Source organism: Calothrix sp. UHCC 0171, from assembly GCF_034931845.1.
GTDB lineage: Bacteria > Cyanobacteriota > Cyanobacteriia > Cyanobacteriales > Nostocaceae > Brunnivagina.
Map to the genome: position 1 here is coordinate 66807 of NZ_JAYGHN010000011.1, position 13219 is coordinate 80025.

The 13219-nt window shown below is 41.3% G+C and carries 11 protein-coding genes; 9 read left to right on the top strand and 2 right to left on the bottom strand.

What is annotated here, in order from left to right:
• Window positions 1–99 precede the first annotated feature (99 nt).
• The gene (locus VB733_RS10945) at window positions 100–1956 is read right to left on the bottom strand and encodes an NAD(P)H-quinone oxidoreductase subunit F (RefSeq protein ID WP_323340118.1); all 1857 of its coding nucleotides are present in this window, start codon (window positions 1954–1956) and stop codon (window positions 100–102) included.
• A 715-nt stretch (window positions 1957–2671) separates the two neighbouring features.
• Here VB733_RS10945 and VB733_RS10950 point away from each other — a divergent pair.
• The 9 genes from VB733_RS10950 (at window position 2672) to VB733_RS10990 (ending at window position 11905) form a co-directional block, all read left to right on the top strand.
• The gene (locus VB733_RS10950; protein WP_009457333.1) at window positions 2672–2980 is read left to right on the top strand and encodes a carbon dioxide-concentrating mechanism protein CcmK; all 309 of its coding nucleotides are present in this window, start codon (window positions 2672–2674) and stop codon (window positions 2978–2980) included.
• A 336-nt stretch (window positions 2981–3316) separates the two neighbouring features.
• Window positions 3317–3664 (top strand): BMC domain-containing protein, encoded by a 348-nt coding sequence (locus tag VB733_RS10955; RefSeq protein ID WP_323340119.1) that lies wholly within the window; start codon window positions 3317–3319, stop codon window positions 3662–3664.
• Between the two features lie 7 nt (window positions 3665–3671).
• A complete protein-coding gene (locus VB733_RS10960) occupies window positions 3672–3974 on the top strand; it encodes a EutN/CcmL family microcompartment protein (RefSeq protein WP_323340120.1) in 303 nt (100 codons plus the stop codon).
• A 170-nt stretch (window positions 3975–4144) separates the two neighbouring features.
• Window positions 4145–5836, top strand: coding sequence for a ribulose bisphosphate carboxylase small subunit (locus VB733_RS10965; RefSeq protein WP_323340121.1), 1692 nt, complete (start codon window positions 4145–4147; stop codon window positions 5834–5836).
• A 201-nt stretch (window positions 5837–6037) separates the two neighbouring features.
• Window positions 6038–6808, top strand: coding sequence for a transferase (locus tag VB733_RS10970; protein ID WP_323340122.1), 771 nt, complete (start codon window positions 6038–6040; stop codon window positions 6806–6808).
• A 277-nt stretch (window positions 6809–7085) separates the two neighbouring features.
• A complete protein-coding gene (locus VB733_RS10975; RefSeq protein WP_323340187.1) occupies window positions 7086–7874 on the top strand; it encodes a carbon dioxide-concentrating mechanism protein CcmK in 789 nt (262 codons plus the stop codon).
• Window positions 7875–8534: 660 nt separating this feature from the next.
• Complete coding sequence (locus VB733_RS10980; protein ID WP_323340123.1) at window positions 8535–9464, top strand: LysR family transcriptional regulator; 930 nt, start codon at window positions 8535–8537, stop codon at window positions 9462–9464.
• Window positions 9465–9776: 312 nt separating this feature from the next.
• Entirely contained in the window at window positions 9777–11402 is a 1626-nt protein-coding gene (locus VB733_RS10985) for a mucoidy inhibitor MuiA family protein (protein ID WP_323340124.1), read from the top strand.
• A gap of 143 nt (window positions 11403–11545) precedes the next feature.
• Window positions 11546–11905: a DUF6464 family protein gene (locus tag VB733_RS10990; protein ID WP_323340125.1), complete on the top strand. Its 360-nt coding sequence runs from the start codon at window positions 11546–11548 to the stop codon at window positions 11903–11905.
• Here the strand turns inward: VB733_RS10990 and fmt are convergent.
• The gene (fmt, locus tag VB733_RS10995; RefSeq protein WP_323340126.1) at window positions 11902–12897 is read right to left on the bottom strand and encodes a methionyl-tRNA formyltransferase; all 996 of its coding nucleotides are present in this window, start codon (window positions 12895–12897) and stop codon (window positions 11902–11904) included. The two genes, VB733_RS10990 and fmt, sit on opposite strands and share 4 nt — an antisense overlap.
• Window positions 12898–13219: the final 322 nt, after the last annotated feature.

The window sequence follows — 13219 nt, forward strand, 5'->3', positions numbered from 1 at the left end:
AAAAGAAACCTCTTTCTTTTTTGTCCCCGCGTCCCCGCGTCACTTCATCCCCGTGTCACTTCATCCCCGCGTCACTTCATCTCCTCGTCTTCCTAATTTTTAAAATGGCAAATTATCCAAAAGACCTAAAGACCAACTAATGAAAAAACCCAGTATGCTAACACCAATCAAAATGGTGAGCATATATCCTTGCGATTGTCCAGAAATACTATATTTCAAACTCTGTCCGCCGAATATCGCCGCAAATCCCACTAAATTGACTAAGCCATCAACGAGATAGCGATCGCTCCATGCTGATACTTTAGATAACATGGCAACAACAGCAACTACTGTCATTTTATACAATCTATCTACGTAAAAATCATAGCCCAATAAATCCTGAATAAACCGCCATAAAAATACTGTGGAACGCGACCAAGCTTTATGTAGATGAATTGTTGAACCAATGATTAAACCGAGGGATGTGGATGATATTAACAGGATTAATACGTACCAATTTACACTTTCCCATGCTGGTAATAAATACCATTGTTGCAGCATCAGGGGCACTAACAAATTCGCCACCGTCAGCGATACCATCGGTACAGCCATTTGCCAACCCACTTCTGGAGCGCGACGGGTTTTTTGCTGTGGTTTGCCCCAAAATACAAGTCGGAATATCCTGGTTAAATTTAATGCCGTTAAACCATTGACTAATACCAAAATTCCAATTACCCAAGGGGAAATAGTCACTAACCCATCAGCCCAAGCCAACATCGCCCAAAAACTACCTAAAGGCAGCATTGTCACCATTCCCGCCGCACCAACCACAAATGCAGTAGTTGTAGCTGGCATCCGCGACCACAAACCACCCATTTCGGTTAAATCTTGACTGCTGGTGGTATAGATGATGGAACCTGAACTCATGAATAATAGAGCTTTGGCGATCGCATGGGTAAATAACAGCATCAAGGCAACCCCACCCTGTTCTAAACCCACTGCTAAAAACACCAAACCCATGTAAGCACTGGTAGAATGCGATAATGCCCGTTTGATATCAATTTGAGCAATAGATACCAAAGTTGCTCCTATTGCCGTCATCACCCCCATAATCACTAAAGCATTTAGTGCTACTGGTGACAGCGTTAAAATTGGCTGGAGTTTGTAGAGAACGTAAGCACCACCTGCTACCACCATCGAATTTCGCAACACCGATGCTGGGTTGGGTCCTTCCATTGCTTCATCTAACCACAAATGCAGGGGAAACTGAGCGCATTTACCCGCAGGACCAGCAATCAATGCCAATCCCAATAAAGTTGATACTACAGGGCTTAACTGCGCGGTTTGTGCCCATTCGTACAAATCCGAAAAATTCAAACTCCCGGCAATACTCGAAAGTGCCACAACTCCCATCAACAGCAACAAATCGCCAACCCGCTTTGTCCAAAAAGCATCTCTGGCTGCTGTCACCACAAGCGGTTGGGCATACCAAAAGCCAACCAATAAGTATGTCGATAAAGTTAAGACTTCCAACAGCGCATAGCTGAGAAACAGGGAATCGCTAATCGCCAAGCCGCTTAGTGCCGCCTCAAAAAACCCCATCAACGCAAAAAATCGTGCCAATGACCAGTCTTTTTCCATATAGCCAAGGGCATAAATTTGTGCTAGCAAACTCAACCCCGTAATCAAAACCGTTGCCCCAATACTGACAGGCGAAATTTCTAACGCAACTGATAAATCAAATCCCGCAGCACTGAACCAAGTAATAACTGGGTTTTGCTGATCGCGATTCCAGATATCTTTAAAAACAAGTAGGCTGTGGACAAAACCAATTATCGTTGTCAACAAATTAAAATAAGCGGCTGGTCTTGGTCCTGTACGACGAATTAGCCCTACTGCCCAAGGTAGGGTGAAAAGTGCCCCCACTAAGCCATAAATAGGAATCCACCCACTTGTTAAGAATAAAAATTGATTCATTTAAGTTTCCTTTCGTTTGTCAGTTTGGGAACTATTCCCAACTTGAAAATGTACAAAATGTACAAATTTGACTAGCAGCTATAAACCTATACTGTGGGAATATTGGAATTGATGATGTTCTTTAAACGGCTTTGTCTTTCTGATTTTCCAGGAAAACATGAGAGCAAGACTACAGTCATTTTCATAAATAAATATTTCTATCTCTTTACAAAACGGAAATTTACTGTTGCTTTTGCTAATATCAAGACTCCACTTTATTGATTATATAATTTTTTCTTATACAATCTTTGATTGGTGTATAGTTCGATTGCCTTGATATTTGAGTTGGCAGTAAAGTTGGCAGCAAAAAAACTGGGACACTGCTACTGCACTCCCATCAAGTTAGGTAGTTATTCTCAATCAAAATTTGCAACCCTTGCAAATTGGATTGAAAAAACAATATAAAAAAATTATAAATCAGAAGCGATCGCTCTAGAAAGCCTTGAAGATCAATAGTGGGCACAGAACCCCAGTTTCAATTAAAAGCCCTTTTTTAGAAGGCGTTAAGATTTTTAAAACTATTTCATTATAAACTATTATAGTAATTTATATTGCCAGGGGTGCAATCGTTTTCTATGCTTAATTTTAGAGTTCTTTTGAACTTCCAAAATCGGCACCCCCGTCAAAAATTTTCAAAGATTACTGAAATTGCACTAAATTTTTTAGGAGTCCTGCGATGCCAATTGCGGTTGGAATGATTGAAACAAAAGGTTTTCCAGCAGTTGTAGAAGCTGCTGATGCGATGGTGAAAGCCGCTCGTGTAACTTTGGTAGGATATGAAAAAATCGGTAGCGCTCGCGTTACAGTGATTGTGCGTGGCGACGTATCGGAAGTGCAAGCTTCGGTTGCTGCTGGAGTTGAAGCTGCTCGCCGTGTTAACGGCGGTGAAGTAGTTTCCACACACATTATTGCTCGTCCTCACGAAAACTTAGAATACGTTCTGCCAATTCGCTACACCGAAGCGGTGGAGCAATTCCGGACTTAAGTTTCGGGACTTAAGTTTCGGGATTTTGGATTTATGATTTTGCCAAAAGTTGAGTCTTTAGAGTGGGCGGTTTTAGCTACTTGTAGCATCTGGTATTACCAGGAGGGTTCTTCTTCATTGCCAACTTTTGCAGATGGATTTTAGATTTAGCTGTTAGTGAATCACTTAAGCGAAGTCAAACATGGAAGATGTACTTTTATTTTTAAGTAAAGTCCCAATCCAAAATCCACAATCTAAAATCTAAAATCCCCAATCACTCAGGGCATTGCCCATCTTGTCAATGAAATAGTTTTGCTTGTTTTCAGTTTTTAGCTCGCTGGTTAAGGATTTAAAATAATGTCAATTGCAGTAGGAATGGTTGAGACTCTGGGTTTCCCAGCAGTTGTAGAAGCGGCTGATGCGATGGTAAAGGCTGCACGTGTGACTTTAGTTGGATACGAAAAAATTGGTAGCGGTCGCGTTACAGTGATTGTGCGTGGTGACGTATCGGAAGTACAAGCTTCGGTAGCAGCCGGAGTTGAAAATGTTAAGCGCGTTAGTGGTGGACAGGTTTTATCCACCCACATCATTGCTCGTCCCCACGAAAACTTGGAATATGTTCTCCCAATTCGCTATACCGAAGATGTCGAACAATTCCGCGAAAACGTGAATGCGATTCGTCCTTTCGGTAATAGAAGACCGTAATTGAGTAATGCAAGTTGCTAAAGTTCGCGGTACGGTAGTTAGCACTCAAAAAGAACCAACTCTCAGGGGTGTCAAACTACTGTTGTTGCAATTAGTCGATGAAGAAGGACAACTCCTGCCAAAATATGAAGTGGCTGCTGATAGCGTCGGTGCGGGAGTTGATGAGTGGGTACTCGTAAGTCGTGGTAGTGCCGCTCGTCAAATTCAGGGAAACGAACAGCGTCCCTTAGACGCAGCAGTCGTAGCGATAATTGATACGATTCACGTTGAAGATCGCCTGCTTTACAGTAAAAAAGACCAATATCGATAAGTTATTAGTTATTTAGTCATTGGGTCATTAGTCGCTAGTCATTGGGTCATGAGTCATTAGTCATTGGTAATTGGTCACTCGTAAAGACAAATCACAAAAGGCAAAGGACAAAGCACAAATAACAAAGGGCAACGGACAAATGACAGTGCTTTTTCAGGAGGAATCTAGTAATGGCAGTCCGCAGCACGGCGGAGGCGGCACCCCCAACCCCGTGGTCAAGAGATTTAGCTGAACCGAGTATTCATGCAACAGCTTTTGTACATTCGTTTTCCAACATTATCGGGGACGTAGAAATTGGTGCAAATGTAATTATTGCTCCCGGTACTTCGATTCGAGCTGATGAAGGTGCGCCGTTTTATATCGGTGAAAATACCAATATCCAAGATGGTGTAGTTATACACGGCTTGGAAAAAGGTCGCGTCATTGGCGACAACAAACAAGAATACTCAGTATGGGTAGGGAAAAATACTTGCCTTACCCACATGGCATTGATTCATGGTCCTTGCTATGTGGGAGATAACTGTTTTATCGGCTTTCGTTCAACGGTGTTTAATGCCAAGATTGGTGATGGCTGCATTGTCATGATGCATGCATTAATCCAGGATGTGGAAATTCCACCGGGTAAATACGTAGGTTCTGGAGTAGTAATTACTAGCCAGCATCAAGCCGATCGCCTACCAGATGTGCAGGCAGAAGACAAGGTATTTGCCAATCACGTAGTTGGCATAAATCAAGCATTGAGGGCTGGTTATCTTTGTGCTGCGGACAATAAATGCATTGCGCCGATTCGGAATGAATTAGCGAAATCTTATACAGATACAAGTAACGATTTTAGTTTTGCATTTGAAAGGAGCGATGAGGTGTCGAGTAATCGGTTGGGTGCCCAAACAGTAGAGCAACTGCGCTACTTGTTGGAACAGGGATTTAAAATTGGCACGGAACATGTAGACCAAAGACGTTTCCGTACAGGTTCGTGGAATAGCTGTAAACCGATTGAAGTCCGATCGCTCAACGATGCGATCGCATCATTAGAATCGTGTTTGGCAGACCATAGCGGTGAGTATGTGCGCCTGTTTGGTATTGACAATGGCAAGCGCCGTGTTTTGGAAACTATTATTCAGCGTCCGGATGGGGTGGTAGACAGTCCTGCATCAACTAGCTTTAAAGCCCCTACCAGCAGCAGTACCTACAATAATGGAAACGGTTCTAGTAACGGCTACAGCAACGGTAGCGCGAAAATTAGCAGCGACACCATCGAAAAAATTCGCCAATTGCTATCAAGTGGCTACAAAATTGGTACAGAACATGTTGATGAGCGTCGTTTCCGCACAGGTTCTTGGCAAAGTTGTCAACCCATCGAATCAAGTTCCGCCAACGATGTTATCGCCGCCTTGGAAGAGTGCATGATTCAACATCAAGGCGAGTACATCCGCTTGATTGGCATCGACACCAAAGCTAAACGTCGCGTCCTCGAAAGCATTATCCAGCGCCCCAATGGCGTAGTAACGACTGCGAGCAGCAGTTCCAGCCAATCTTTTACCCCAGCAACGAGCGCATCGAGCAGTTCCAGCAGCTACTCTAGTAGTACAGCAACTACAACCCGTCTGGCTTCGGAAGTCATCGATCATTTACGTCAACTCCTGGCTGGTGGGTATAAAATCAGCGCTGAACACGTAGACCAACGTCGCTTCCGTACAGGTTCCTGGCAAAGTTGTGGACAAATCGAAGCGCGTTCAGATCGTGATGCCGCAGCCGCACTCGAATCATTCCTTTCTGAATACCAAGGTGAATATGTGCGCTTAATTGGCATTGATCCCAAAGCCAAACGTCGTGTTCTGGAATTGATTATTCAGCGTCCGTAATTTGACTTAGTCAAAAAATAGGCGGACATGGAATAAAGAAAGAGACGCAAAGACGCGGAGACATGGGGAGGCGGGGACAAGAAAGACATATAGAAATAGAAAATTTTATTTGTGTTTACCCTCTCCGTGTCTCCCCCTCTCCGTGTCTCCCACTCTCCACTCCCCCCTCTCCCACTCTCCCACTTTAGGTATCAATTTCTTATGTCTGTGCCGCCACTGCGTCTAGGCAGTAGCTTTGAATCATACATCAGTGGCGAGGTGATAATTCACAAGAGTGCTGTAATTGCGCCAGGAGTTATTCTTCAAGCGGCTCCAAATAGCAAAATTATTATTGGTGCTGGGGTATGTGTTGGCATGGGTTCAATTATCCAAGCTGATACAGGTACTCTAGAAATCGAAACAGGAGCCAACTTAGGAGCCGGGTTTTTGATGGTTGGGGAAGGTAAAATTGGAGCCAATGCCTGTATTGGTGCAGCCACAACTGTTTTTAGGTGTTCTGTCGCCTCAGGACAGGTAATTCAACCAGGTTCAATTTTGGCATATTGCGATCGCCATAGTCGCCAGATAATTGAGGCAATTACAGAAAATCCCCTAGAAAACCAAATCCCTGCAAGTCATCCAACAACAGGCAATATTCCAGAGCAGCACGATATTAATGATGATTTATGGGGATTGCCCGATTCATCGCCGACAATTACTCAAAAAACTTCTCAAACAGATAACGGCAGTCAACCTTCGCTATCTCAATCGCCAGCTAGCAATATTACCCCTGTTGCCAATCAAAACCACTCATCTGAAGATTCCACACAACCTCAAACAACCACTGAAACCAGCGAAACTCCGGAATCATCACTTACATCAACTGACACACTTGGTAATCATGTTTACGGACAAAGTAGTGTACAACGTCTGTTAATTACTTTATTCCCCCATCGGCAGTCATTAAATAAACCTTCGCCAGAGGACGATTAATCTGAATAAGTGTTAATTCTTAAGTATGTCGGTGACAATAGAATTAATTGTTAGGTATTAGTTATTGATTCTTCTTTGTTGTTGGTTAACAGCTAGGTTTAATTAAAGAAAAGCCTCTGAGAGGTACATACATTCTTTTAATTGGTTTTAATTGTAACCACGTAGTGAATTACCAATAACTAAACAACTAGTAACCAATACCCATCAATCCTTAACCATTAACTCTTAAGTTGATTATCCTGGAGAACTGAACATGGGGGAATATGAACGACGCTTGATGAACACACAACGACAACAACCTCGTCACCATAACTTCAGCGATACTGCTCTGGGTATGGTTTCAACCCGCAGTTTCCCGGCAATTGTTGGGACTGCGGATATGATGCTGAAATCAGCTGGCGTACATCTAATTGGTTATGAGAAAATTGGCGATGGTCATTGTACTGCGATCGTCAGAGGTGGAATTGCTGATGTACGTTTGGCTGTTCAAGCTGGTGAAGATACGGCAAAACAATTTGATGAATTTGTCTCCAGCTTGGTAATCCCCCGTCCTTACCCCAACTTGGAAATTATTCTCCCCATCACTAGCCGTTTGAGTGAACTCGCCGAAGGTGGTTCTTACAGTCGTTTGAGCAATCAAGCGATCGGATTAATTGAAACTAGAGGTTTCCCGGCGATGGTAGGAGCCGCAGACGCAATGCTCAAATCTGCCGATGTACAATTGGCAGCATATGAAAAAATTGGTGCGGGTTTGTGTACGGCAATTATTCGCGGTTCGGTGGCAAATGTCGCTGTGGCAGTAGAAGCTGGAATGAACGAAGCTGAACGTATTGGTGAACTTAATGCAGTGATGGTAATTCCTCGACCACTTGATGAACTCGAACAAACCCTTCCAGTTGCTAGCTGTTGGATTGAGAAGCGTCAACCTTTAGATGAGCCATTAAGTCAACCACGAAGTCAGCCACTAAACTTACCAATTAATATTAAGGAACCAATTGTCGAAGTTGAGGTTGTACAATTACCTGATTTAGCCAAACTTCCCATGAAGATTACAGAAGAACAGTAAACACTGTAAACATTATTCGTACGGTAATTTCAGATTTAAAATTGAAAAATCACCTTTTTGTGCTTCTAGTCCCTAAATAAACCTTAATCCTGAATATTTATCAGCCCTCAGGCATCAAAGTCAGCTTTTTCAAGCTCGTATCTGATATGTTTTTTATTATTTAAGGTTGTCCTCATCACCCTAGGAACTGCCACAGATATCTCAAACTGAAGAAAAATCTACATTTCACTCTTGAGATACTCTTGGTGATTTTTAGAAATATCGATTCCAATAATTTACTTTTGTTTATAATTGAAAAAACTTATAGATATTTGCATCAACATAACTATACTAAATGTTAGTGTTCTGTGATACTAGTGATATGTGTGATGTTAGTTGAGGTTTAAGATTGTTCATCTTAGTCGAAAATGCCTAGTCTTTGTTAGCTCAGACAATTATTTGTCATGATTGAGATTTGTTGTTTGTAGAAATAACAAAATCAGAAACTACGTGGCATTAATCCTTGTCGCCGGTGAGTACAAGACATAATCATTAGTAAGCAACAAAGAATTAACTACTTAATCTCAACAAAAGCGATCGCATAATCGCACCAATTGAATCAAGATAAGGCACTGGGATTAATTACTGTATATATGAACTGCTACTAGAGGAGAAACACTGTTGAATCAAGCGACCCTACACCAGTTGAAGGTGTTCGAGGCGGCAGCACGTCACGGAAGTTTTACTCGCGCTGCCGAGGAACTATTTCTAACCCAACCCACAGTTTCAATGCAAATTAAGCAACTGACAAAATCAGTGGGATTACCTCTGTTTGAACAAGTTGGGAAACGCCTATACCTGACGGAAGCTGGAAGAGAATTGTTTGCGACTTGTCGTCAAATTTTTGAGACAATAGCTCAATTTGAAATGAAAGTAGCAGATTTGAAAGGTCTAAAACAAGGACAATTACGCTTGGCTGTAATTACAACAGCAAAATATTTTATTCCTCGTTTATTAGGTCGATTTTGTCAACTATATCCAGGTATAGATATTTCCTTACAAGTTACCAATCATGAGGGTATTCTTGATCGGATGAGTGGGAATATGGATGACTTATACATTATGAGCCAAGTTCCTGACCATTTAGATGTGAATTTTCAGCCATTTCTCGCAAATCCTCTAGTTGTTTTAGCACCAATTAATCATCCGCTAGTCAAAGAAAAAAATATTTCCATTCAAAGACTCGCAGATGAGCCTTTTATTATGCGAGAACCAGGTTCGGGAACTCGTCGTGCAATCCAGAAGCTATTTGATGAAAATGGTGTTGTCGTAAAAGTGAAGTTGGAATTGGGAAGTAACGAAGCAATAAAACAGGCGATTGCTGGTGGTTTGGGAATATCAGTTTTATCGCGTCATACTTTGATACCAGAAATGGGGGATTTAGCTATTTTGGATGTGGAGCATTTTCCAATCAAGCGCAATTGGTATATGGTTTACCCTAACGGGAAGCAGCTATCAATCGTAGCGCGAACTTATTGCGATTATCTTTTGGAAGCAGCTAAAGAGTTTGTTGATAACAATGCGGGACTTTACGCTGAAGCCCAAAGCTAAAACCCAAAGTGAAAGCTAGTTTGAGATATCAAGGTGTCACATCGCACAATTTAACGTGTTGTCAATAGCAGGAGAATTCAGAATCCAGAATTTATAGTCGTTACCAGGGTAATTAGGACAAACTTCAACACTCAGAGACTTATTCCAAGAATTTGCAAAAGTTGACTCCTGACTCCTGACTCCTAACTTCTGACTTCTAACTTCTGACTCCTGACTACGCTCAAAATCGAAAATTTCAAAAAATATCTTGCCAGCCATGCTGAAAATTAAAAATAGCCAATAAATAGCAAGTAAAAACAAGGAAAATTGGCAGTGGTTAATTCAGAAGTTTCATCTACAAGTAAAACTGTAGAAACCAAAATTACAGTCGTCACAGTTTACACCGACCAAGCCTTAGTCACACGTCGGGGTATTATTGAACTAACAGGTGAAGAACAGAAATTAGTGATAAACCATCTACCAGCAACCTTACAAACAGACTCGGTGCGTGTCGGTGGTAGTGGTAAGATTGCAGTAGGCGTATTGGCAGTAAGTACGGAGCGCATTTACAGCAGTGAGCCAGTCGCAGCAAAAGTTTCCCAGATTACGCAACACATCGAGCAGTTAGAATCGGAAATGAACTATTTGCAAGCACAACTTGATGGTTTGGCTTTGCAGTCTAGGTTTATTGAAGGTTTGCGAGAAAAAACCGAAGAGCCATTTGCTCAAAGTATTTCCCGGAAAAATCTTAGTCTCAGTGAGACTTTGGATTTTGTCAATTTTTTAGGTAGTCAATTTACCGAATATGGAATTGCGACGAGAGATTACAGCAACCGGAAACAGGAAATCGAAAAAGAACTCAAATTGCTGCAAAAACAGTTGCAAGATGTCCAAAATCCACACCCCAAAGAGAGTTTTCGGCTGGTTATAGATATCGAGACTAGGGGAATTGGAGAGTTTGAGCTTGAGGTTTCCTATGTGGTGAATTATGCCAGTTGGACACCGCTTTATGATGTCCGAGTCAATAGTAGCAGCAGTATCGTCAATTTGAGTTATTTGGCAGAAGTAACACAAAATACCGGTGAAGACTGGGAAGATGTGTTGCTAACACTGTCTACCGCAAAACCGGGCTTAGGGACATTACCTCCAAAACTAGAGCCTTGGTATTTGAATATACGAACAGTCATGCCATTTGCAGGCGCAGCACCAGCATCAGCATCATTAGACACACCAGACTTTGTGCAAAGAAAGCGGACATTATCTCAGTCTGTAATGAAGGAAAATGATGCCGAAGAAATACTTATCGAAGCCGAAACAATTAATGCGGAAATACTGCGAGAAGGTAGTGTAGTATCCTTCAAATTAAATAGTAGTGGGAATATTCCCAGCGATCGCACACCGCATAAAGTAACTATTTTTAATGATAATTTTGATTGCAATTTTGCCTATGTGGCAATGCCGCGTTTGGTAAGTTTTGCTTATTTGCAAACTACGGTGAAAAATCCTGCTAATGGTGCAACGTTGTTACCTGGGAAAGCGAACATTTTCCGTGACAATATGTTTGTTGGGACGACACAGTTAGACAATATTGCACCGGGACAGGAATTTAAGGTGAATTTGGGTATTGATGAAGGTTTAAAGATTGAACGGGAATTGGTTGAACGTCAAGTTGATAAAAAATTAATTGGTAGTAATCGAAAAATCACTTTTGGCTATCGCTTAGTAATTACTAATTTACTTAGCCGAGAAACTAAATTAATATTGACTGAGCAAATACCCAAGAGTCGTCATGAACAAATCAAGGTGAGTTTAAATCGCAGCAATCCGCAAATTCAACTTGGGGAAATGGGTGTATTGGAATGGTTATTAAATCTAGCACCCCAGGGGAAGCAGGAGGTTTATTACCAGTTTACAGTTGAGCATCCACCGCAGTTAAATATAGTTGGCTTGGATATTTAATTAGTCAAATTCTTGGTAGTTCAAGAAGATAAAATTGTAGATTATATATCTATAAAATCAAAGACATACCTGCGCTGTCCCCTGCCCTTTTTTAGTTTCGTCGAACTCACGTTATGATTATGTAAACCACTTTATGCAAGTCTATGGAGCCGGATAATTTACCAACCGAGGTGATTTTGACGCATCCACTTCAATCTCTTGGTAGCATCAAACTTGATTGGATGCCACAACCAGGAAATTATCTCGATTTCCAAGGAAAAACCTATGCTGTTTTAGAACGTCGTCACAGATATCAATTAAAATCTGGACGATACCACTTGCAGACAATTGCGCTTTACGTTCAATCAGCACAACGCCCCGTCGAAAAAACTTTAGTCAAAGGACGCTGGGTTATCGGCGATGCCACATGTCGCTACAATGCAAGTTCTGAACTGGTTCGCTGTGCAGTTAACCCAGATGGTCCTTGTGAATCTTGTTGCTATTATGAAAGTGTTGAATGCTAAGAAAAAACTTCTCCAAGATTTAACCGCATTCCATTCACAAAGTCCCATCCCGATTGGGGACGTTTGCCTGCTGGTTGCACCTCCTCAAGTAGCAATAAGCCACTTCCCGTTTTTACCAATGCTCCCCTCCCTTTAATAATACTGACAATTTCTCCAGCTTTGAATGAAGAAATTGAGACATCTGTTAATTTTTGCTGTAATTCCTGAAATTGTGGCGGTAATTTGATGGAATTATCGTCACTAATAGGAACAGAAGCTGTAATTTTCAAGGTTTGTTCGCGAAAATTAGTAATACAATGGGGATAAAAGCCACGGATTTGATTGTGCAAATCAATTGCAGTTTTTGACCAGTCTAGTTTATAATCTCCTTTCTTGATTAACGGTGCGTAAGTCGCCAAATTATTATCTTGGGGAATTGCTTGAATTTCTCCTGCTTCGAGTTTTAGTAAAGTTTCTATTAGTAAATCTGCACCCAAAGTTGACAGTCTGTCTGCTAAAGTATTGGCATTATCGAGTAAATCGATTGATGTTGTCGCCTTGAGTAACATTGCCCCAGTATCCATACCCGCATCCATGAGCATGGTAGTAATACCTGTTTCTGTTTTACCCTGATACAAGCACCATTGAATTGGGGCTGCACCTCGGTATTCAGGCAAAATTGAACCATGGACATTGATACTACCAAGTTTGGGCATGTCAAGAATTTCTGGGGATAAGATTTGTCCGTAAGCGACAACTACAAATGCATCTGCACCACACTGTTTGAGTTCATTTAAGGTTTCTGCGTCCTTTTTGATTCTTAAAGGTTGCCAAATTGGTAAGTCATGGGTGAGAGCCAGATTTTTAATCGGTGAAGGTGTTAATTTATTCCCACGTTCGCGCCGTTTATCCGGTTGAGTCACAACAGCCAAAACTTCAAAACTAGGATGATTAAGTAGTTTTTCTAAGGTAGGAACAGCAAATTGTGGTGTACCAAAAAATACTATTTTCATAATTACGAATTTTCTCCGATCGCTGATTTAATCTCAATTAAAGATCATCCTGGAAATTACACAAAATTATTGATCAATTAATTAGTATATTTTGCTACAAATTTATATGTTTTGAGATTGTACTTTGATTGAGCGATCGCAATTCCTGGTAGAGAATTTACGACATCGACCCTAAGAAGTAATCATAAACAAAATTTTTTGTGACATGGGTGACGTAATCCTACCAAGTAGGACTATAATGTATTTGCATACAAGATTTAGTCACATCTACCACACCTGCTTTTACTAATTTCTGCTCTCCAAAATGTTTTTAAGAATAGTT

Excerpts from the sequence above, each read along its gene's own strand:
- VB733_RS10955 (WP_323340119.1), top strand. The coding sequence starts at position 3,317 with ATGTCAATTGCAGTAGGAATGGTTGAGACTCTGGGTTTCCCAGCAGTT.
- VB733_RS10960 (WP_323340120.1), top strand. The coding sequence starts at position 3,672 with ATGCAAGTTGCTAAAGTTCGCGGTACGGTAGTTAGCACTCAAAAAGAA.
- VB733_RS10990 (WP_323340125.1), top strand. The coding sequence starts at position 11,546 with ATGGAGCCGGATAATTTACCAACCGAGGTGATTTTGACGCATCCACTT.
- fmt (WP_323340126.1), bottom strand. The coding sequence starts at position 12,897 with ATGAAAATAGTATTTTTTGGTACACCACAATTTGCTGTTCCTACCTTA.
- VB733_RS10965 (WP_323340121.1), top strand. The coding sequence starts at position 4,145 with ATGGCAGTCCGCAGCACGGCGGAGGCGGCACCCCCAACCCCGTGGTCA.
- VB733_RS10950 (WP_009457333.1), top strand. The coding sequence starts at position 2,672 with ATGCCAATTGCGGTTGGAATGATTGAAACAAAAGGTTTTCCAGCAGTT.
- VB733_RS10975 (WP_323340187.1), top strand. The coding sequence starts at position 7,086 with ATGAACACACAACGACAACAACCTCGTCACCATAACTTCAGCGATACT.
- VB733_RS10945 (WP_323340118.1), bottom strand. The coding sequence starts at position 1,956 with ATGAATCAATTTTTATTCTTAACAAGTGGGTGGATTCCTATTTATGGC.
- VB733_RS10970 (WP_323340122.1), top strand. The coding sequence starts at position 6,038 with ATGTCTGTGCCGCCACTGCGTCTAGGCAGTAGCTTTGAATCATACATC.